The organism is Streptomyces sp. NPDC003379 (assembly GCF_053589195.1).
Map to the genome: position 1 here is coordinate 41,928 of NZ_JBSFRK010000047.1, position 20,031 is coordinate 61,958.

Here is a 20,031-nt window from a genome sequence, read left to right on the forward strand (position 1 = left end):
GCGGCGCCAGTCGCCGATGAAGGAGCACGGGTGCCCGTGCGTTCGCCCGGGCACGTACTCCTGACCGGCAAAGAGGAACCATGACTGTCAACGCACAGCGCGCTGTAGGCATCGCGGCCCCGTTCGTCCTGGTGCTGGCCGCCCTGGCCGCACCGGCGTACGCCGCCGACGAACCCCGCCACGGCGGGTCGAACTGCCAGGCCATCGACTCGCACGCCCCCAACAAGAACGAGGAGCACACCGTCGCCATCTCCGATGGCCACGCCTACGCCGGCGCGTGGGACAAGAAGGCCAAGAACGTCGTGTGGCAGAAGCTGTCCGACAACGAGGGCTACCCGACGCGGGCCTGCGACATCACCCTCAGCGAGCAGGGCCGGAACGTCTGGATCAAGGCCATCACCACCGACGGCCACGTGTACGAGACGTCGTGCACCAGCCCCGGCAAGAAGCTCATCTGCGACAAGGGCTGGACCCGCCTCCACTGACGGCGGAGGGTGGTCACTGCTCCAGGTAGGTAAGGACAGCCAGTACGCGGCGGTTGTCGCCGTCGGCCGGGAGCAGGCCCAGCTTGGTGAAGATGCTGCTGATGTGCTTGGCGACGGCCTTCTCCGAGATGAAGAGGCCCTGCGCTATGCCCGCGTTGGACCGCCCTTGGGCCAGCCACTCCAGGACCTCGCGCTCGCGGCCGGAGAGGCTGGCCACGTTCTCGTCGCGCTCCTTGCGCATCAGGAGCTGGGTGATCACCTCGGGGTCCATCGCGGTGCCGCCCTCGGCCACGCGACGGATGGCGTCCAGGAACTGGGTTCCGTTGGTCACCCGGTCCTTGAGCATGTATCCGACCCCGCGGCCGCCGCCGCGCAGCAACTCACGCGCGTACAGCGGCTCGACGTACTGGGAGAGGAGCAGGACGGGCAGGTCGGGCGTCTCGCGCCGGGCGGCCAGGACCGCTCGCAGACCCTCGTCGGTGAAGTTCGGCGGCAGCCGGACGTCCACGACGGCTACGTCGGGCCGCTCCTTGGTGAGGGACTTCAGGAGGTCTGTTCCGTTGTCCACCGCGGCCACGATCTCGTGGCCGTATGCCTCAAGGAGGCGGACCAGTCCGTCTCTCAGAAGGAAGTGGTCTTCGGCGAGGACAATACGCACGGCAGCTCCATCGTCACCATCGTCGGGCCGTTGACCGGACTGTTCACGGCCAGCACACCGTCGAATGTGGCGAGCCGTCGCTCGATGCCGCGCAGACCGGTGCCACGGCTGGCGTCCGCACCGCCCTGTCCGTCGTCGGTGACGGTGAGGCGCAGCATTCCGTGATCGTAACGGATGTCGATCCAGGCCCGGCCGGCGTGTGCGTGCTTGGCGACGTTGGTGAGGATCTCCGAGACCGCGAAGTACGCGGCCGACTCGACCGGCATCTCGGGTCGGCCCGGCAGATCGACCGTGACCTCGGTGGTCACCGGGCAGACCATGGCCAGGGCGCGTACGGCGTCGGCGAGTCCGCGGTCGGCGAGCACCGGCGGGTGGATGCCGCGTACCAGGTTGCGCAGTTCCTCCAGTGCCTTGGAGGAGGACTGGCGGGCCTCGATCAGCAGGGCGCGTACGGCCTCGGGGTTGGCGTCCAGGAGGTGTTCCGCGGCGTCCAGGGTCATGCCCATCGCCACCAGGCGGGCCTGGGCGCCGTCGTGCAGGTCGCGTTCGATGCGGCGGATCTCGGTCATCTGGGTGTCGACCGCGTTCGAGCGGGTCGCGGCGAGGTGCTCGATGCGGCTGGCCATCAGTTCGTTCTCGCTCGGGGCGAGCATCGAGCGGGTGTAGAGGGCGTGCTTACGGACGGCTCGCGGTGCCGCCCACAGGGCCAGCGGCAGTTGCAGCGCGCCGAGGACGCCGGCGAGTACCGCGGTGACCGGGCCCTCGATCGGGATGAACTGGTACCAGAGACCGTCCCACTCCACGGAGAGGGGGACGCCGAAGAACGCGAGGCCGATGCCCCACACGCCGCTGAGGACCAGCGCGATCGGGAAGAAGGCGAGGAAGGCGCCGGCGAGAGGGTCGGCGAGGACCCAGACGAACTCGCGCCGGGTCTGGGGGTCGCTCATGATCCAGCGGTAGCGGGCGACGGCGCCGGAGGCTCCGGCGGGCACGGGCGGCAGCGGTCCCGGCGGGGCCGGAATGTGCACGCCGGACCAGCGGGCGGCCAGTTCGCGTCGGCGGGTGCCGAGATTGCGTACGCCTTCCATGGCGCGCGGCACCATGCCGAGGCCCGGCCCCACGAGGGTGATCGCCGACGAGACGGCCAGGGAGCGGCCCAGGGCCGCGAACGCGGTCCAGCACAGGGTCATCGCACGCCGTAGGCCCACTATCCCGGCCGTGAGGGAGAATCCCTTGATCACTTCCGGCGGGCGGATCTCCGCCGGCTGCATCGTGCTGTGCTCCATCGGACTCGTTCCTCTCTCTGGTGCCATTCACATCGCTCGGCCGAAGTGGCCGCGTCCTCATTGTGGCGGCGGGAAGGCACAGAAATCGGTGGTACTAACTCCCCTATTCCGCGGCCGGTTGGGCGCCGACGAAGAGCGACAGGGTGTCCGCGACACAGGCCGCCCGCTTCTCGCCCTCGATCTCCACCGTCATCCGCACGGCGGTCAGATGGCCCGAGGGCCCCTCGCGCACACTGGTCAGCTCGGCGCCGCCGCGGACCCGGGAACCCACCGGTACGGGGCGGGGGAAGCGCACCTTTCCCAGGCCGAAATTGACGCCCAGGTCGACGTTCTCGATCTCGAAGATCTCCCGCATCATCGCGGGCAGCAGCGCGAGCGTCATATAGCCGTGGACGATGGTCCCACCGAACGGGCCGGTCGCCGCCCGTTCCGGGTCCACGTGAATCCACTGGAGGTCACCGGTGGCTCCGGCGAACTGGTCCACCTTTTCCTGGGTGACTTCGAGCCACTCGCTGTATCCGAGGTGCTCACCCGTGGCGTCGACGAATTCGGCCAGGCCGGCGAAAGATCTCATGGCGCTGATTGTGTGCGGCCCCGAAGGCCCGGGACAAGGTGTCCCGGGCCTTCGGGGCCGTTCGGTCAGCGCGACGTCAGCTGGTCGTCAGCCGTACCGCTTCAGCTCGTGGAAGAAGTCGGGGACGGTGTGCAATTGGCCCGCCTCCTGGACGCGGTCGTAGACGTACTTCGCCACGGCCATGTCGAGGACGCCCAGGCCGAACGGCGAGAAGATCACCGGCCGGTCGGACGGCGGTGCGATCCGCCCGGTGAGGACGTCGTGGAGCGTGCCCGCGACGAAGTCGCGGTGGCCGACCCGCTGCTCGGCCAGGTGCGGCGAGGTGCTGGCCTTCATGCAGTGCTCGATGTCGTCGACGACGTTCCACGACTCCAGGACGATCTCGGGGGACAGATCGCGCAGGGAGACGTGCAGCACCAGCGGGTTGTGCGTGAACCACCGCGGGTCCGTCACATGCGGCTCGCCCGCGACGGTGGCGAAGACCACCAGGTCACTGGAGCGGATCAGGTCCTCGGCCTTGTCGTGGACGGTGATCTCGCAGTCCTCGCCCTCGGCCCGCCGCAGATAGCCCTTGAAGCCCTCGGCGTGCTCGGCCGACAGGTCGTGCACGCCGATCGAGTCGAAGTCGAAGCCGGTGGCCGCGAGATACATGTGCAGGTAGCGGGCGATCAGACCGACGCCGAAGAAGCCGACCCGCGTGGGACGGCCGCCGCGCGCGTCGCTGAGCCTGGCCGCAGCGAGGGCCGCGGAGGCCGCGGTGCGCGCCGCGCTGATGATGGAGCTCTCCAGGCAGGCGAACGGGTAGCCGGTCTCCGCGTCGTTGAGGATCAGGACGGCGGACGCGCGCGGGACCCCGGCGGCCACGTTCTCGGGGAAGCTGGAGATCCACTTGATGCCGTGCACCCCGACGTCGCCCTTGACCGACGCGGGCAGCGCGATGATCCGGGACGAGGGCCGGTCGGGGAAGCGCAGGAAGTACGAGTCGGGGTTGACCGTCTGTCCCTCGCCGTGCAGGCGGTAGGCGGCCTCGACCGCCGCGACGACCTCGTTCTCACGTCCGCCGATGGCCTGGTGCACCTGGGCGCCGGAGACCACGGCGAAGGGAGGTACCTGATTCATGGGAACACTGCTCCTGGTCGGGAAAGGAAGAGAAGAAAAGGCGCACAGGTGTGGGTGCACAGGTGTGGGTGCACAGGTGTGCGTGCGCCGGTCCTGGCTGCTGCCGTCAGCCGATGCGGGCCAGGCCCTTCGCGCGCTGCCGCGCCTGTCCGCGCGACACGGCCAGCGGGTCCCAGTCCGGCGCCCGGTCGGGCAGTCGGGACGCGTCGCCGAGCACCGTGCCCGCGTACACCTCGGCGAGCAGAGGGCGGCCGAGGATCTGTGACGCGGCGGCGACTCCGCCCGTCGCGACTCCGCCGACTCCGCTGCCGTAGCGGACGTTCTGCCCGACCACGTACAGCCCTTCGACTCCGGTGCGTACGTCGGGCCGCTGGCCTGCGCCGCCCCAGGTGGCCATGCCGTACGGGGTGCCGCCGCTGGCGCGGATGTAGCGCTCGTTGGTGAGCGGGGTGGCGGTCTCCACATGCGTGATGCGGTCCCGGAAGGGGCCGAGGACCTTCTCGGCGGTGTCCAGGATGGTCTCGGTCAGCTGCCGCTTGCGCGCCAGGTAGGCGGGGTTGCGGCGGTACGGCTCGCCGTCCACCGGGCTGCCCTCGACGCCCCAGAACTCGTAACCGGGCGGGCAGCCCGTCATGAGCTGGAAGTTGCTGTGGCCGGGCGGGCAGACGGCGTGGGAGCCCGCGTCCTTGACGGAGGCGAAGGAGAACGCGAGCTGCGGCACCGACTCCATGGAGCCGTCGCGCTCGTAGCGCTCACGCACCGCCGCGTGCGCGCCCTCCATGTCGTCGCTGTCATGCCACCAGATGTTGGCGTTGGGCAGGCCGGGCAGCTCGGTGTCGAGTGCGACGTACACCGCGACGACGGCGCTGCGCATCACCGCGTCGCGGGTCCGCGTGACCAGGTCGGCGGGGAAGGTCTCCTCACCGCCGCACAGGTCGAGGACGGTGCGGCGGTAGTCGGCGTTGGAGATGACCAGGGGCGCCGACACGCGTCGGCCGTCGGCGAGTTCCACTCCCGTGGCGCGTCCGCCGTCGACGAGGATGCGGCGCACCGCGCACCGGGTGCGCAGTTCGCCGCCGTACGCTTCCAGGGCCTCGACCAGCGCGGCCACCAGGGCCTGGCCGCCGCCCTCGGGGTAGTACGCGCCGCGCAGGTAGTGGTCCATGATGTTGACGTGTTCGGCGAAGCCGATCCCGTCCGGCATGGCGCCGTAGTTGCCCGCCTGCGCCGCGACCAGAGTGCGGCCCTTGGCGGACAGGCCGCAGTGGTCCAGGGCCTGGCCCAGGGTGCGGCGGCTCCAGCGCATCGTCTGCGGGGACTTGCGGAACAGCTCCACCATGGGCTCGCCGAGCATGCCGGCCCGGCTCGCGGTGGCCACGGCCACGGCGAGGTCGATGAACCGGTCGATACGGTCGGCCTCTTCGGGCACGGCCCGCCTGAGCTGCCGGCGGTAGGGCTCCCAGCCCGCGGGGACGTCCACGGTGGCCGTCGGCGTCATGATCCGGTCGAAGCCGTGCTCGTTGTCCATGGGCCTGAAGCGCACGCGGTCGCGGACGCCGAGGCCGGACAGGATGGCGGGGATGAGCCCGTCGGGCCCGCAGTCGCCGAGGTAGTGCGTGCCGACGTCGAACTCGTACTTGCGGCGCCTGCGGAAGACGTGTGCGTTGCCGCCCGCCACATCGTGCTGTTCGAGGACGAGGACGCGGCGGCCGTCGGCGGCGAGGTAGCCGCCGCTGACCAGGCCCCCGATGCCGCTGCCGACGACGATCGCGTCGTACCGGCTCTGGTCCCCCTGCATTCCCGCTCCCATCAGAAGGTGCCGCCGCCGTGGATCTCGAAGACCGACCCCGTGATGTACGCGGCGCGGTCGGACACCAGGAAGGACACCAGGTCGGCCACCTCTTCGGGGCGGCCGAAGCGGCCGAGCGCCACGTTCTTCAGCTGCCGGGCCACCGCCGCCTCGGTCATGTCACGGACCATGTCGGTGTCGATGAGGCCCGGCGCGACCACGTTGGCGCGCACGCCGCGCGGCCCGCACTCCTTGGCGAGGGACTTGGTGAAGCCGATGATCCCGGCCTTGGAGGCGGCGTAGTTGGCCTGCCCCATGTTGCCGTAGATGCCGGACACGGAGGACAGGTTGACGATGGTGCCCGCCTTGCGCTTGCTCATCGAGAAGGCGGCGGCGCGGCACACGTGGTAGACGCCGTCCAGGTTGGTGCGCAGGACCTGGTTCCAGTCGTCCTCGGGCATCAGGAGCACGGGCCGGTCCCTGGTGATGCCCGCCGAGGTGACGACGGCGTCGACGCGGCCGAGTTCGCGCTCGGTCCGCGTGTACCAGTCGCGTACGTCGGCGGCGTCCGACACGTCGCAGCGCGTCCCCACAACGCGCGTACCGAACTCGGCGGCCTCCTTGGTGAGTTGTTCGGCGGCGTCCTCGTTGGACCGGTAGCAGAAGGCGACGTCGTACCCGTCCTGGGCCAGGCGCAGCACGATCGCCTTGCCGATGCCCCGGGAACCGCCGCTGACCAGCGCGATCACGCGTTCTCCCCCATCAGTCGCAGCACGGCACAGGCCACGGCGCCGTCCTGGTCGACCGCCGACACCAGGGCGATCCGCCCCCGGGAGTCCGGGTCGGTCTCGGCGACGGCGAGCACCGCGCCGATCTGGAAGGACGCCGACGCGGCGCTGGTGTCACCGAGCAGTTCCATCGACGGCACGCGGGACAGCGCGGCGGCGGGCAGCAGCGCGGTGAGCGCCTCGTGCTCGGCCCGTCCGGCGGCGGAGGGCGCCGCACAGGGGACGGCCGCCCACACCTCGTCGGCGCCGACTCCGGCGCGGTCCAGGGCGCGGCGGGCGCAGGCGGTGACGGCCGCGTACGGGTCGTCGTCGATGTCGACGCGGGTCTCGACGCTCAGCACCGCGGCCAGCGCCGGGCGTTCGGCGGTCCCGGCGTGCTCGACGAGGAAGAGGCCGCAGCCCTCGCCGAGCAGCGGCGCGGGCTCGCCCGGCGCGGCGGTGTGCTCGTACCAGGCGTGGGCGGCGGAGAACTCCTCGGCGGAGCCCACCAGGTACTTCGTGGCGCGGCCCTGGCTCATCAGGCGGCGCGCGTAGTTGAGGGCGAGGAGCCCGCTGGCGCGGCCGCCCGCGACCGTGGTGTTGGGGCCCTTGAGGCCGTGGCGGATCGCGGTGGCCCCGGCGGCGTGGTTGAGGCTGCCGAAGGGGATGCGGCCCGCGTCGACGTGGAAGGGGCGCGCCTGGGTGTACGACTGGCGCAGGAAGTTCGTGACGTTCTCCAGGCTGCCCATGGTGATGCCGAGGACGACGCCGGTGGTGTCGTCGGTCCGCACCGCCTTGTTGCCCTCGCCGTCCAGGAGCAGACCGTCGGAGGCGACCAGGGTCAGGGCGGTGAGCCGGTCCATCTTGGCCGTGCCCTTCTTGCCCAGCAGGCCCTGGATGTCGAAGCCCGGCACCGTGCACACATCGGGCGACGGCAGCGGGCCCAGCTCCGGGTCCGCCCGTACGGCCGTCTTCGCGCCGCCGCGCACACCCGCGGCGAACTCCTCGCGGCCCAGGCCGTGCGGTGACACGGCCGACCATCCGGTGATGACAAGCGTCTGCGGCGGCAACGGGGCCGCCGGGGTGGCTGCTGCGGTACTCATGGTCGGACTCGCTCCCCGTACGTGCCGAGAATCAGGATGGCGTTGTTGCCGGCGAAGGCGCTGGAGTTGTTCTGCACGATCCGTACGTCCGCGTCGACGGCCTGGTTGGGCACGACGTCGAGCGGGCACTCCGGGTCGGTCTCCCGGTGGTTGATGGTGGGCGGGATGAACCCGTGCTCGATGGCGAGCCCGCAGGCGATCGCGCCGAGCGCGCTGGCCGCCCCCATCGAGTGGCCGAGCATCGACTTCACGGCGACGGTGCGCGGCGCCTTGTCGCCGTACACGTCGACGATGGCGGCCGACTCCGTGCGGTCGTTGGCCTTGGTGCCGGTGCCGTGCGCGGAGATGAAGTCGATCTCCTCCTGCTCGACCCCGGCGTCGTCGAGGGCGAGGCGGATGCCGCGCGCGATGCCGTCGCGGTCCGGCGCGGTGGGGTGGTTGGCGTCGCAGCTGAGGCCGTAGCCGAGGACCTCGGCGTAGATGTGCGCGCCGCGCGCGAGCGCCGACTCCAGGCTCTCCAGTACGAGGATGCCCGCGCCCTCACCGGTGAGGATGCCCTGCCGGTCCTTGTCGAAGGGCCGCACCACGTCCGGGGTGAGCGCGCCGAACCTCTTGAAGAGGGCGAACGCCTTGCGGCACACGGCGTCGGCACCGCCGCACAGCGCGATGTCGACATCGCCGGAGCGGATGGAGTCCAGGCCGTAGCCGATGGAGTAGTTGCCCGCCGCGCAGGCCGTGGTGATGGTCGTGGGCTCCACGTTCGGCATCCGCAGTTCGCGGGCGATCGCGGTGGTCAGGCGGCCCGCGTTGATACGGCGGGACAGGACCGGGTCCATCGCCTCGGGGTCGCCCGCGGCCAGCTCCTGCTCCAGGAGTACGGCGATGTCGTGCGACTCGCCGTCGGTCGTGCCGACGCTGATGACGGCCTGCCGCTCGCCCAGGTCGGCCTCGGTGAGCCCCGCGTCGTCCACGGCCATCCGCGCGGCGGCGACCGCGAACTGCCCGGCGCGGCCCATGTCGTCGAGCGGTACGTTGCGGATCCAGCGCTCCGGCTCGAAGTCGGGGACCTCGCAGGCGACGTTCTGGCCGAACCCCTCGGTGTCGAAGCGGGTGATCGGCCGTGCGCCGGAGCGGCCGGTCCGCAGACCCTCCGTGTACTCCCCGACCCCCGTGCCGATGCTGGAGATCGCCCCCATGCCGGTGAGGACGACCCTTCGGCGGTCCGTCGGCGCGGGGGCCTGGGACGCTGCCGGTGACTGTGCGGTGGACATGGAACTCCTTAAGCAGTGGGATGCCTGAGGGACGGGGACCCGGACCCCCGTCCCGCTCACCAGCCGGCGGCCTCGGCGGTCACCTGGTACGTGGCCTCCACGTTCACCATCTTGGGCAGCTCGTTCATGTCGATGTCGATGGAGTACTCCATCTCCAGGGCGCTGAGAACGTCGATGAGTTTCAGCGAGTCGGCACCGAGCTCATCGATGAAAAGGGTCGTGTCCGAGATTCCTTCGACATCCACTTCGATGTTCTCGGCGATGATTTCCCTGATCCGTGAGAGTCTCTCCGGCGCAACCGTCGTCACGTTCTTTCCTCCGTTTTAGAGTGTTTTTGAATTGCTTCGCAATGAGAATTTAGTCAGCGCCGATGACGTCCAACTGACCGTTCGATGACGGTGGTTCCCGGTCAGTTGCCGACGGCCTTGCGGAAGCCGCGCACACTGCCGGTGACCGCGATGACCAGGAGAACCGACAGGGTGATGGCGGTGACGAGGCCGGGGTGGTGGGCCGGGAATCCGCCACCGGAGGCGCCCGCCGGGTCATTGCCCCACAGCCTTCGGCAGGTGGTGATGACGGAGGTGACCGGGTTCCATTCGGCGACCGGGCGCAGCCATCCCGGCAGGCCGCTCACACCGACGTACGCATTGGAAAGGAAGCTGAAGACGACCAGGACGAGCGCGCCCGTCCCGTCGATGGCCTCGACGTTCTTCTGTGTGGTGCCGAGCAGAATTCCGACCCACAGCATGGTGTAGATGAAGGCGAGCAGTACGCCGAATCCGGCGGCGGTGCGCAGGAAGCCCTCGTGCGGCCGCCAGCCGACGCCCAGGCCGACCAGCGACACCACCGTCAGGCTGAACGCGCCGACGACCAGGTCGGAGAGGGTGCGGCCGATGAGGACCGAGCTGGGCGCGATCGGCAGCGAGCGGAACCGGTCCACCAGGCCGTGCTGCAGGTCGAGCGCGACTCCGATGGCCGTGGGGCCCACGCTGGTCAGGCCGACCTGGATGGCGATGCCCGCCATGATGAAGTCCTCGTACGCGATGCCGCCGGGGACGTCCATGGCGTTGCGGAAGATGTAGCCGACGGCGATCAGCATCACCAGCGGGTTCATCGTGACGAGCACGAGGCGGCCGGGGGAACGGCGCAGATGCGTCAGGTGGCGTCCGGCCAGGGTGAGCGAGTCACCGAGGTAGCCGAGCAGGGCGCCCCTGTTCTCCGCGGGCCGTACGGGAGCGCTGCCGGGCCGACGGGCGGTGGCGGACCGGGCCGTGGCGGCGGGCTCGGGGCCGGTATCCGGTGCCGTGGTGGCCGTGGTGGCCGTGGTGGCCGTGGTGGCCGTGGTGACCTTGGTGACCTTGGTGGTCGTGTTGGCTGTGGTGGTCTTGGTCGGCTGCGTCATCGCCGGGCCTCCTTCCGCTGTCCCGCGCCGGTGAGGTCGAAGAACACGTCGTCGAGCGTGGGCCTGCGCAGTTCGAAGTCGATGGTGTGCACGCCCTTGTCGCGCAGGGCCGCGGCGGCACGCGCCACGTCGTCGAGGACGCCCTCGCCGAGCTGCACCGACACCCGCGACGTGGCCGCGTCGACGACCGGAGGCTGGGCGCCGCCGAGACCGGCGAGCGCGGCGACCGCGTCGTCCAGGCTCTCCGGGCGGGCCACGGTCACCTCCAGGCGGTCGCTGCCGACCTGGCGCTTGAGGGACTCGGGGGTGCCCTCGGCGATGACCCGTCCGGCGTCGATCACGGCGATCCGGTCGGCCAGCTCGTCCGCCTCCTCCAGGTACTGGGTGGTGAGCAGGATGGTCACCCCGCCGGCGACCAGGTCGCGCACCACTTCCCACAGGACGTTCCTGCTGGTGGGGTCGAGGCCCGTGGTGGGCTCGTCGAGGAACAGGACCTCCGGCTCGCCGATGACGCAGGTGGCCAGGTCGAGGCGGCGGCGCATACCGCCCGAGTAGGTGCTCACGGGGCGGTCGGCGGCCTCGGTCAGCTCGAACCGGTCGAGCAGTTCGACGGCGCGGCGGGCCGCGCCGCGCCGCCCGAACCGCAGCAGCTTGGCCAGCAGGACCATGTTCTCGCGGCCGGTGAGGAGTTCGTCGACGGCCGCGTACTGCCCGGCGAGGCCGATGCGCCGCCGGACCTCCTTGCTCTGGGTCACCACGTCGTGTCCGGCAACGGTGGCCCGGCCGCCGGACGGCGTGACCAGGGTGGCCAGGACCCGGACCGTGGTCGTCTTGCCCGCGCCGTTGGGGCCGAGTACGCCGAGCACGGTGCCGGCCGGCACCGAGAGGTCGATGCCGTGCAGCGCGGTGTGGGTGCGGTACTCCTTGCGCAGCCCCTCGGCGAGGATCGCGATGTCGGACGCGGCCACTTCAGCCCGCCTGTCGCTGCAGGCTGAGCGGACGCATGTCCGTCCAGTTGCTCTCCACGTGGGCGACGGCCGTGGCGCGGTCGCTCGCCTGGAGCTCCACTCGCCAGCCGTCGGGCACCGCCGCGAAGGAAGGCCACAGTGAGTACTGACCCTCGTCGTTGACGAGGACGAGGAACGTACCGTCTTCGCTGTCAAAGGGGTTGGCCATGACTGTTCTCCAGATCTCTGATGGTGCTGAGTGCTGATACGTCAGGTGAGCGGGGCCGCGGTCCGCGCTGCCGCCAGGGCGGCGAGGCGGCGCTCGACGGTGCGTCCGATGGCCGCCGCCGGAGCGGGCCGCAGCATCTGCTGGTGGCCGCAGTCCACGTCGTACGCGTCGATGCCGCGGTCCAGGTGCGGTTCCCAGCTCTTGACCTTGAGCGTGCGCTCCTCGGGGGCGAGGCCGCCGTGGTCATCGCTGTCGGCGCCGGTCGCGAGGAAGAGCGTCATGGCGCAGCCGTCGAACCGGCCTGGGGTGAACCCCTGGAACAGCTCCAGGTTGTTGCGCATGACCCTCAACAGGCGCTCCAGGGTGTCCTGGCCCAGCTCGGCGAGCGGACCGCCGCCGCGCGCGAGGTGCGCGGCGACGCTCTGCGGGGTGAGCGGGCCGGGTACCGCCGTGTCGGCACCGGCCTCCGCCAGGAAGTCGGCGAGGAACTCCTCGTCGGTCGGGCGGACTCCGCGCGCGTCGTCCGGAAAGGCGTCCAGGTTCGCCAGGTACGCCACTTCCTCGCCGCGCTCGCGGAGCCGGACGGCCATCTCATGGGCGACGACGCCGCCGTAGGACCAGCCGAGCAGGTGGTACGGGCCCGTGGGCTGGATGCTCGTGACCCGGTCCAGGTAGTCGTCGGCGACGTCCCGGAGGTCCTTGGGCAGCGGGCCCGCCTCGGCGATTCCGCGCGCCTGGAGCGCGTGGACGGGCTGCTCCGGGTCCAGGTGCTCGGCGAGCGCCGTGAACGGGATGCCGAAGCCGAGGCCGCCGTGCACGCAGAACAGCGGGGGCCTGCTGCCGGTGGGGCGGATCGTCAGGACGGGTCCGAGCAGGTCGAGTTCGCCGCCCGTGGTGTCCGCGCTCGCGGCCAGCTCCGCGACGGTGCGGTGCTCGAAGACCGCGGCGAGGCTGATCCGCAGTCCGGCGCGGGCGGCGCTGTTGACCAGCCTGATCGCCTTCAGGCTGTCCCCGCCGAGGGCGAAGAAGCCGTCGTCGGGGCCGACGGGGCCGGCGTCGAGGACGTCCTGGACGGCCCGGCACAGGAGCCGTTCCCGCTCGGTACGGGGCGGACGCGGGGTGCGTTCGAGGTCCGCCGTGGCGGGGCGGGCGGGCGCGGCCGGCAGGGACTTGACGTCGAGCTTGCCGTTGCTGGTCAGCGGCAGTTCGGTCATGGGGACCCAGCTGCCGGGAACCATGTAGCCGGGCAGTCGGAGCGCCAAGTGCCGTCGCAGGTCGGCCGGTTCAGGGTGGTCGTCGCCTGCCGCGGGCACGACATAGGCGACGAGGTGGCGCCGGCCGTCGCGTCCGGCGGGGGCCAGGACGGCGGCGCGCGCCACGGCGGGATGGGAGACCAGTACGCGCTCGATCTCCCCGGGCTCGATGCGGTAGCCCCGGATCTTCACCTGCTGGTCCGCGCGGGCGACGTAGTCGATGCGTCCGCGGCCGTCCCAGCGGACCAGGTCGCCGGTGCGGTACATGCGGGCGCCCGGCGCGCCGAACGGGCAGGCCACGAACCGTTCGGCGGTCAGGCCCGGCCGGTTGAGGTAGCCGCGGGCGAGCCCTTCGCCCGCCAGGTACAGCTCGCCGACCACCCCGCGCGGGACCGGGCGCAGCGCGTCGTCCAGGACGTACGCGGAGGTGTCCCCGATGGGCAGTCCGATCGGGAGGGTGGCCCCGTCGGCGGCCTGGGCCGTGTCCTGGCTGGTGGCGAAGGTGGTGGTCTCCGTCGGCCCGTACACGTTGAAGACGTCCGTGTCCGGCAGTGCGGCCCGCAGCCGTTCGATGTGGTCCTTGGAGTGCGCCTCGCCGCCGGTGAGCAGCGCCCGCAGGGGGGCGAGGGCGCGGGGCCGCGTGTCGGCGACGGTGTTGACGAACTGGGTGGTGAGGAAGGCGACCGTGACCTCCGCCCGGCCGAGGAACGCCTGAAGGGCTTCGGGGTCCGCGGGCCCCGGCGGGCAGATCGCCAGGCGCGCGCCGTGGGTGAGCGGCCCCCAGATCTCGAAGGTGGACGCGTCGAAGGCGACCGGTGCGAAGTACAGGAAGGTGTCGTCCCGGGTGATCCGCAGCTCGGGCAGCCCGCACACCAGACGCGCGGCGGCCCGGTGGGAGACGGCGACGCCCTTGGGCTTGCCGGTGGAGCCGGAGGTATAGATGACGTAGAGCAGGTCGTCGGGGTCGATCCGTACGGCAGGCGCATCGGTATGGGGCTGCCCGGTGAGGAGGTCCCGGGTGCCGGGCGCGTCCAGGACCAGGGTCTCCACGGGGGCGCTGTCGGACGTGTCGACGGCTCCCGCGAGGCGGTCCGCCAGGGGCTCCTGGGTCAGCAGGAGGCGGGCGCCGCTGTCCGCCAGGATGTCGCGCACCCGCTCGTTCGGGTGGGAGGGGTCGATGGGCAGATAGGCCGCGCCCGTCTTGGCGATCGCCAGGACCGCGGTCACCGTGGCCGGGCCGCGCTCCAGGCAGAGCGCCACGAGGTCGCCGTGGCGGGTGCCCCGGTCGGTCAGGAGGTGCGCCAACCGGTTGGCGGCGGCGTCCAGTTCGGCGTAAGTGGTGCGCGTGAGCCGGTCGGGGGCGCCGGGCTCCGCGTGGATCAGCGCGACCGCGTCCGGCGCGGCGGCGACCCGGCGGGCCACCAGGTCCGTGACCGTGGTCCGGGGGGTGCCGACGTGGTGGGTGCCGCGGGCCAGGAGCTCCGTGTGCTCCCGCGGGTCGAGGATGTCGAGGCGGGACAGCGGCCGCTCGGGCTCGGCGAGCGCGGCGGCCAGCAGCCGCAGATAGGCGTCGGTGATCCGGCGGGCCGTCGCGGCCTCGAAGAGGTCGGCGCTGTACTCGACGGTCAGCGCGAGGCTCCGGGGATGCGCGTCGCCGGAGGCGGGTGCCCCGCGGTGCGCGTCGCGCGGTTCCGGTTCCTCGGTGAACTGGAGGAACAGGTCCCACTTGGCTGTGCCGCCCGGCATCTGCTCCTGCCGCACCGAGAGCTCCGGGCCCGCGTCCGCGTGGGTCCGCGCAGCCGTGGTGTCCGCCGCCTCCTGGTGGCCGAGCATGACCTGGAACAGGGGGTGCCGGGACATCGACCGCTCGGGGTTGACCGCCTCCACCAGCTTCTCGAACGGCACGTCCTGGTGCCGATAGGCGGCCAGGTCGTACTCCTTGACCCGTTCGACGAGTTCGCGCAGGCCCGGGTCGCCCGAGGTGTCGGTGCGCAGGACCAGCGTGTTCACGAACATGCCGACGACGTCGTCGAGGCGCTCGTCCGTGCGGCCCGCCACGGGGCTGCCGAGCGGAATGTCGGTGCCTGCGCCGAGCCGGGTGAGCAGCGCAGCGAGTGAGGCCTGCAGCACCATGAACACGCTTACGCCCCACTGCGCCGCCAGCGTCCGCAGGTCGCGTCCGAGCGCGTCGGGGACAGCGGCCCGCACGGTGCCGCCGCGGTGGCTGGTCCGCGTGGCGCGCGCGAAGTCGAAGGGCAGCGGCAGTTCTTCCGGCAGCCCGTCCAGCGTCTTCGTCCAGTAGGCGAGTTGGCGGGACAGTTCGCTGTCCGGGTCGCTCTCGTCACCGAGCAGCTGCCGTTGCCACAGGGCGTAGTCGGCGTACTGCACGGGGAGCGGCGGCAGGGCGGGCGCGCGACCGGCGCGCCGTGCTTCGTAGGACTCGGTCAGATCGCGGGTGAGCGGGGCGAGGGACCACCAGTCGCCGGCGATGTGGTGCAGGACCAGGAGCAGGACGTGCTCGTCGGGGCCGAGCGCGAAGAGGCGTGCCCGCACCGGGATCTCCGTCGCCAGGTCGAAGCCGAGGGCGGCCTCGGCGGCGAGCGCGGCGGGCAGCTCCGCCTCGGTCGTGACGGTCACCGGCAGGGGCACGGGGGCGTCGCCCGGCCGGAGCACCAGCTGCTCGGCCGGGCCGACGCCGCCCGCGGTACCGGCGCCAGTGCCGGGGGAGCGTCTGGCGCCGGTGGTCTTGGGGGTACGTGATGTGGGGTCTGCGGTGCCCGTGGGGCCAGCCGCAGTCGCGGCAGTAGCGTCCGTCGCCTCAGGGCGCAGAGGGAAGACCGTGCGGAGCGCCTCGTGGCGTGTCACGACGTCGTGCAGTGACGCCTCCAGGGACGCCACGTCCAGGTTTCCCGAAAGCCTCACCGCCAGCGGGATGTTGTAGAGCCCGCCGGGCGCGCCGAGGTGTTCGATGAACCAGAGGCGTTGCTGCGCGTACGACAGCGGGAGTCGTGCCGGGCGTGGTCCCGCGACGAGCGGGGCCCTGCCGCGCTCCGCGCCGGGCAGCCGGGCGGCGAGCCGTGCCACGGACGGGGCCTCGAACAGGTCCCGCACCTGGAGCTCGGTGCCGAGTTCGGCGCGGACCCGGTTGACGATGCGCGTGGCGAGCAGCGAGTGGCCGCCGAGTGCGAAGAAGTCGTCGTCGACGCCGACGCGTTCGAGCCCGAGCACCTCGGCGAAGACTCCGCAGAGCACTTCCTCCTCGCGGGTGCGCGGGGCGCGTGCCGACGTGGCGTACTCGGGGGCGGGCAGCGCGCGCCGGTCGAGCTTGCCGTTGGCGGTCAGGGGCAGCGAGGCCAGCGGGACGAACGCCGCCGGAACCATGTAGTCGGGCAGTCGCTCACCGGCGTACTCCCTCAGCTCGGCGGCGAGCGCCGTGCCGTCCGCCGCCGCGTCGCCCACCACCACGTACGCGACGAGACGCTGGTCGCCCGGCCGGTCCTCGCGGGCCAGCACGGCGGCCTCGGCGACCCGCGGATGGCCGCCGACGACCGTCGCGATCTCGCCCGGCTCGATGCGGAAGCCCCGCAGCTGGACCTGCTCGTCGGCGCGCCCCAGGTAGTCGAGGGTGCCGTCGGGCCGCCACCGCCCCAGGTCACCGGTGCGGTACATACGGGCGCCCGCGGGCCCGAACGGGCAGGCCACAAAGCGTGCCGCCGTCAGGTCGGGGCGGCCCAGATAGCCGCGTGCCAGGCCGGGCCCCGCGACATACAGCTCGCCGGGAACGCCCGCCGGTACGGGTTGCAGCGCGCCGTCGAGGACGTACACCCGCAGATCCGGGATGCCGCGCCCGATCACACTGGCGCCGCCTTCGGCAGCCGACGCCGCGTCCAGCTCGTGGTGGGAGACGTGCACCGTGGTCTCGGTGATCCCGTACATGTTGACGAGGAGCGGGCCCCCGGCGTCATGGTCGCGGTGGTCGCCGTGGCGTGCGTACCAGTCGGTGAGCCTGCCCACGTCGAGCGCTTCGCCGCCGAACACCACGCGCCGCAGCGCGAGATCGCGGGGCGGCCGCGCGTCGGCGTCGGCGCGCATCAGCTGGTAGAAGGCGGAGGGCGTCTGGTTGAGGACGGTGACCCGTTCGTCGGCGAGCAGGTCGAGGAACGCGTCGGGCGAGCGCGACACGTCGTACGGCACGACGACCAGTCGCCCGCCGCGCAGCAGCGCGCCCCACAGCTCCCACACCGTGAAGTCGAAGGCGATGGAGTGGAAGAGGGTCCATACGTCGTCGGGCCCGAAGCCGAAGCGCGGGTCGGTGGAGTCGAGGAGACGGACGACGTTCTGGTGGGGCACCACCACGCCCTTGGGGCGGCCGGTGGAACCGGAGGTGTAGATGACGTACGCGGGATGCTCGGGGCCGACGGCGGCGCACGGGTCGGTGTCCGGGCAGGCGGCCAGCTCGGCCCGCGTCTGCTCGGCGCCGAGGTCGACGCGCTCCACGGCAGGCCCGTCCGGCGTCCCGGGCAGCTGTGCGTCGGCGGTCAGCAGGAGCGCGGGGCGCGCGTCGCGCAGCGTGTAGGCGATGCGGTCGGCCGGGTGGCCGGGTTCGAGGGGCAGATAGGCGGCGCCCGCCTTGAGTACGGCGAGCACCGCGACGATCAGGTCCGCGCCGCGCGGCAGCGCGACCGCCACCAGCGTCTCGGGCCCCGCACCCCGCCGGACGAGGAGGTGCGCGAGCCGGTTGGCGCGGGCGTCGAGGTCGCGGTAGGTGAGAGCGGTGCCGCGCTCCCCGGCTGTGGGTCCGGGGCCGGGTCCGGGACCGGGTGCGGGCACGGTGACCGCGACGGCCTCGGGCGTACGTGCGGCCTGCTCGGCGAAGAGCGCGGGGATGGTCGTACGGCGAGCAGGCGTCGGGGGCGTCACCGAGGTGTCCGGGGCGCCGCCGCTCCACTCGGTGAGGATGCGGTGCCGCTCGGCGGACTCCAGTGTGCCGAGGTGCGCGAGGAGGGCGTCCGGGTCGTCGGCGACCTCGCCGAGGATGCGGGCGAGACGGTCGAGGAGACGCCGGGCTTCCTCCGCCCCGCCCGGCGCCTCCCCCGAAGCCTTGTAGGAGAGCTGAAGCTCCAGACGTTCACCGGGGAACACGGTGAGGCTCAGCGGATAGTGCGTGGCCGAGTGCACCTGGGCCCCGCTCACCGCCCCCGCGGACTCCCGGCGCAGGCTCTCCTCGTCCAGCGGATAGTTCTGGAAGGCCAGCACGGTGTCGAAGATTTCACCCTGGACGCCGGAGGCGGCCTGCACCTCGGCGAGCGGCAGGTGCTCGTGCGGCATCATCGCGATCTGCTGCCGGGCCAGTGCCTGGAACAGCTCGCTCGCCCGCAGGCCGGGTCGGATGTCGGCGCGTACGGGCAGCGTGTTGGCGAAGAGCCCGATCATCGACTCGACGCCCGGCACTTCGGCGGGGCGGCCGGAGGTGACGGCGCCGAAGACGACGTCCTGGCGTCCGGTGAGCCGTCCCAGGAGCAGCGCCCAGCAGCCCTGGACCACGGAGTTGAGGGTCAGGCCGTGTCCGCGCGCCCATCCGGTGAGCGCCGCCGTCCGCTCCGGGGAGAGGGCGTGGCGTGCGGTGACGGGCAGTCCGGACGTGGGTTCCGCGTGGGGCAGGGCGCGCACGGGGCCGTCGAGGCCGTCGAGCAGCTCCGCCCACGCCGTCCGCGCCGCGGCCTGATCGCGGCTCTTCAGCCAGGTCAGGTAGGAACGGTAGGGCAGCGGCGCGGGCAGCTCCGCACCGCCGCCCTCCTGGCTGAGGACCATCAGTTCGCGTACGGCGAGCGGGAAGGACCAGCCGTCCATGAGGATGTGGTGCACGGACCACAGCAGCCGGTGGTGCCGCTCACCGAGCCGGATCAGCGTGAACCTCATCAGGGGCGGCCGTGCCGGGTCGAACCGGCGCAGCCGGTCCTCGTGTGCGATCCGCCGCGCCTCGTCGGCGCGCCCGGCTTCGGGGAGCCGGGTCAGATCCCGGACCTGCCAGTCCGGTTCCACGCCCTCTTCCTTGAGGACGACCTGGACGGGTTCGCCGCTCCTGCGGTTGCGGAAGCAGGCGCGTAGGTTCGGGTGCCGCCGCAGCAGAGCGGCCGAGGCGGTGCGGAGGCGACCGCCGATCTCCTCGCCGTCCCCGTCGATGTCCGCGACGAACTGGAGCGTGTAGAGGTCCGCTTCCGCTTGGTCGTACGAGGACAGGAAGAGCAGTCCCTGCTGCAGCGGCGAGAGCGGCAGCACCTCGCTGATCTTCGACCCGGTCTTGGGGGCGGTCACGACAGATCCTCACTCAGCTCTAGTTCCAGATCGGCGAGTTCCTCGTCGGAGAGGGCGATGAGGCTGCTCTCCGGGTCCGCGGCGGGCGCGGGCGGCCCGTCCTGGTCCTGCGCGGCCGCGGTGCGGGCGAGGGCGGCGACGGTCTTGTAGGTGAAGACGTCGCGGGTGGTCAGGGTGAGTCCGGCCTTGCGGGCGCGGCTGACGACCTGGATGGAGCGGATGCTGTCGCCACCGAGCATGAAGAAGTCCTCGTCGATACCGACGGTCGGCAGGCCCAGCACCTCGCTGAAGACGGCGCAGAGGACGCTCTCGCGCTCGTCGCGCGGGCCGCGCCGCTCCGCCTCGTCCACGTGATCGGGTTTGGGCAGGGCCTTGCGGTCGAGCTTGCCGTTGGGGGTGAGCGGCATGGCCTCCAGGACGAGCCAGGACGCGGGGATCATGTACGCGGGCAGCAGCCCGGCCAGCTCAAGCTGTACGCGCTCGGGGTCGGGGGTGGTCCCCGCGCCGGACAGATAGCCGACGAGCCGGGGGTTGCCGGAGGCGTCCGGCAGCACGGCGACGGCGGCGTCCGTGATCCCGTCGAGTCCCCGGAGGACGGCTTCGATCTCGCCCAGTTCGACGCGGCGGCCGCGGATCTTGACCTGGTGGTCGCGGCGTTCGATGAACTCCAGCTGTCCGTCGGGGCGCTGGATGACGCGGTCGCCGGTGCGGTACATGCGTGTGCCCGGTCCTGCGAACGGGTCGGCCATGAAGGTGCCTGCGGTGCGTCCGGGGTCTGCGAGGTATCCGCGGCCGACGCCGGCTCCACCGACGTACAGCTCACCGGGAACGCC

The 20,031-nt window shown here is 72.0% G+C and carries 15 protein-coding genes; 1 reads left to right on the top strand and 14 read right to left on the bottom strand.

Going from position 1 to position 20,031, the window contains the following annotated elements; translation table 11 throughout:
- The first annotated feature begins 80 nt into the window (after positions 1-80).
- The gene (locus ACWDVB_RS33000; protein WP_451518320.1) at positions 81-485 is read left to right on the top strand and encodes a hypothetical protein; all 405 of its coding nucleotides are present in this window, start codon (positions 81-83) and stop codon (positions 483-485) included.
- A 13-nt stretch (positions 486-498) separates the two neighbouring features.
- Here the strand turns inward: ACWDVB_RS33000 and ACWDVB_RS33005 are convergent, their stop codons facing one another.
- From ACWDVB_RS33005 to ACWDVB_RS33070, 14 genes are all read right to left on the bottom strand, one after another.
- Positions 499-1,143: a response regulator transcription factor gene (locus tag ACWDVB_RS33005; RefSeq protein ID WP_451518319.1), complete on the bottom strand. Its 645-nt coding sequence runs from the start codon at positions 1,141-1,143 to the stop codon at positions 499-501.
- The gene (locus ACWDVB_RS33010) at positions 1,107-2,429 is read right to left on the bottom strand and encodes a sensor histidine kinase (protein WP_451518318.1); all 1,323 of its coding nucleotides are present in this window, start codon (positions 2,427-2,429) and stop codon (positions 1,107-1,109) included. Before ACWDVB_RS33010 ends, ACWDVB_RS33005 begins: the two co-directional genes overlap by 37 nt.
- A 103-nt stretch (positions 2,430-2,532) precedes the next feature.
- Entirely contained in the window at positions 2,533-3,003 is a 471-nt protein-coding gene (locus tag ACWDVB_RS33015) for a MaoC family dehydratase (RefSeq protein ID WP_451518317.1), read from the bottom strand.
- Between the two features lie 87 nt (positions 3,004-3,090).
- On the bottom strand, positions 3,091-4,122 hold the full coding sequence (gene sbnB / locus ACWDVB_RS33020) for a 2,3-diaminopropionate biosynthesis protein SbnB (protein WP_451518316.1): 1,032 nt from the start codon (positions 4,120-4,122) through the stop codon (positions 3,091-3,093).
- A 106-nt stretch (positions 4,123-4,228) separates the two neighbouring features.
- The gene (locus ACWDVB_RS33025; protein ID WP_451518315.1) at positions 4,229-5,920 is read right to left on the bottom strand and encodes a phytoene desaturase family protein; all 1,692 of its coding nucleotides are present in this window, start codon (positions 5,918-5,920) and stop codon (positions 4,229-4,231) included.
- Between the two features lie 11 nt (positions 5,921-5,931).
- Positions 5,932-6,660, bottom strand: coding sequence for a 3-oxoacyl-[acyl-carrier-protein] reductase (fabG, locus tag ACWDVB_RS33030; RefSeq protein ID WP_451518314.1), 729 nt, complete (start codon positions 6,658-6,660; stop codon positions 5,932-5,934).
- The gene (locus tag ACWDVB_RS33035) at positions 6,657-7,781 is read right to left on the bottom strand and encodes a beta-ketoacyl synthase N-terminal-like domain-containing protein (RefSeq protein ID WP_451518313.1); all 1,125 of its coding nucleotides are present in this window, start codon (positions 7,779-7,781) and stop codon (positions 6,657-6,659) included. Before ACWDVB_RS33035 ends, fabG begins: the two co-directional genes overlap by 4 nt.
- Positions 7,778-9,052 carry a beta-ketoacyl-[acyl-carrier-protein] synthase family protein gene (locus ACWDVB_RS33040; protein ID WP_451518312.1) on the bottom strand — a complete coding sequence of 425 codons (1,275 nt, stop codon included), beginning with the start codon at positions 9,050-9,052 and terminating at the stop codon, positions 7,778-7,780. Before ACWDVB_RS33040 ends, ACWDVB_RS33035 begins: the two co-directional genes overlap by 4 nt.
- Positions 9,053-9,108: 56 nt before the next feature.
- Complete coding sequence (locus ACWDVB_RS33045; protein ID WP_451518311.1) at positions 9,109-9,360, bottom strand: acyl carrier protein; 252 nt, start codon at positions 9,358-9,360, stop codon at positions 9,109-9,111.
- 101 nt (positions 9,361-9,461) lie between these two features.
- Positions 9,462-10,454 (bottom strand): ABC transporter permease, encoded by a 993-nt coding sequence (locus tag ACWDVB_RS33050; protein ID WP_451518310.1) that lies wholly within the window; start codon positions 10,452-10,454, stop codon positions 9,462-9,464.
- On the bottom strand, positions 10,451-11,422 hold the full coding sequence (locus tag ACWDVB_RS33055) for an ATP-binding cassette domain-containing protein (protein WP_451518309.1): 972 nt from the start codon (positions 11,420-11,422) through the stop codon (positions 10,451-10,453). Before ACWDVB_RS33055 ends, ACWDVB_RS33050 begins: the two co-directional genes overlap by 4 nt.
- A 1-nt stretch (position 11,423) precedes the next feature.
- Positions 11,424-11,630 (bottom strand): MbtH family protein, encoded by a 207-nt coding sequence (locus ACWDVB_RS33060; protein ID WP_451518308.1) that lies wholly within the window; start codon positions 11,628-11,630, stop codon positions 11,424-11,426.
- 41 nt (positions 11,631-11,671) lie between these two features.
- The gene (locus tag ACWDVB_RS33065; protein WP_451518307.1) at positions 11,672-19,198 is read right to left on the bottom strand and encodes an amino acid adenylation domain-containing protein; all 7,527 of its coding nucleotides are present in this window, start codon (positions 19,196-19,198) and stop codon (positions 11,672-11,674) included.
- The coding region (locus ACWDVB_RS33070) for a phosphopantetheine-binding protein (RefSeq protein WP_451518306.1) at positions 19,195-20,031 on the bottom strand (837 nt) is incomplete at its 5' end. The genes ACWDVB_RS33070 and ACWDVB_RS33065, both read right to left, overlap by 4 nt.

What these genes read in the sequence shown, in the direction of transcription:
- ACWDVB_RS33050 (WP_451518310.1), bottom strand. Translation starts at nt 10,454, where the DNA reads ATGACGCAGCCGACCAAGACCACCACAGCCAACACGACCACCAAGGTC.
- ACWDVB_RS33015 (WP_451518317.1), bottom strand. Translation starts at nt 3,003, where the DNA reads ATGAGATCTTTCGCCGGCCTGGCCGAATTCGTCGACGCCACGGGTGAG.
- ACWDVB_RS33040 (WP_451518312.1), bottom strand. Translation starts at nt 9,052, where the DNA reads ATGTCCACCGCACAGTCACCGGCAGCGTCCCAGGCCCCCGCGCCGACG.
- ACWDVB_RS33025 (WP_451518315.1), bottom strand. Translation starts at nt 5,920, where the DNA reads ATGCAGGGGGACCAGAGCCGGTACGACGCGATCGTCGTCGGCAGCGGC.
- sbnB (WP_451518316.1), bottom strand. Translation starts at nt 4,122, where the DNA reads ATGAATCAGGTACCTCCCTTCGCCGTGGTCTCCGGCGCCCAGGTGCAC.
- ACWDVB_RS33035 (WP_451518313.1), bottom strand. Translation starts at nt 7,781, where the DNA reads ATGAGTACCGCAGCAGCCACCCCGGCGGCCCCGTTGCCGCCGCAGACG.
- ACWDVB_RS33000 (WP_451518320.1), top strand. Translation starts at nt 81, where the DNA reads ATGACTGTCAACGCACAGCGCGCTGTAGGCATCGCGGCCCCGTTCGTC.
- ACWDVB_RS33010 (WP_451518318.1), bottom strand. Translation starts at nt 2,429, where the DNA reads ATGGAGCACAGCACGATGCAGCCGGCGGAGATCCGCCCGCCGGAAGTG.
- ACWDVB_RS33060 (WP_451518308.1), bottom strand. Translation starts at nt 11,630, where the DNA reads ATGGCCAACCCCTTTGACAGCGAAGACGGTACGTTCCTCGTCCTCGTC.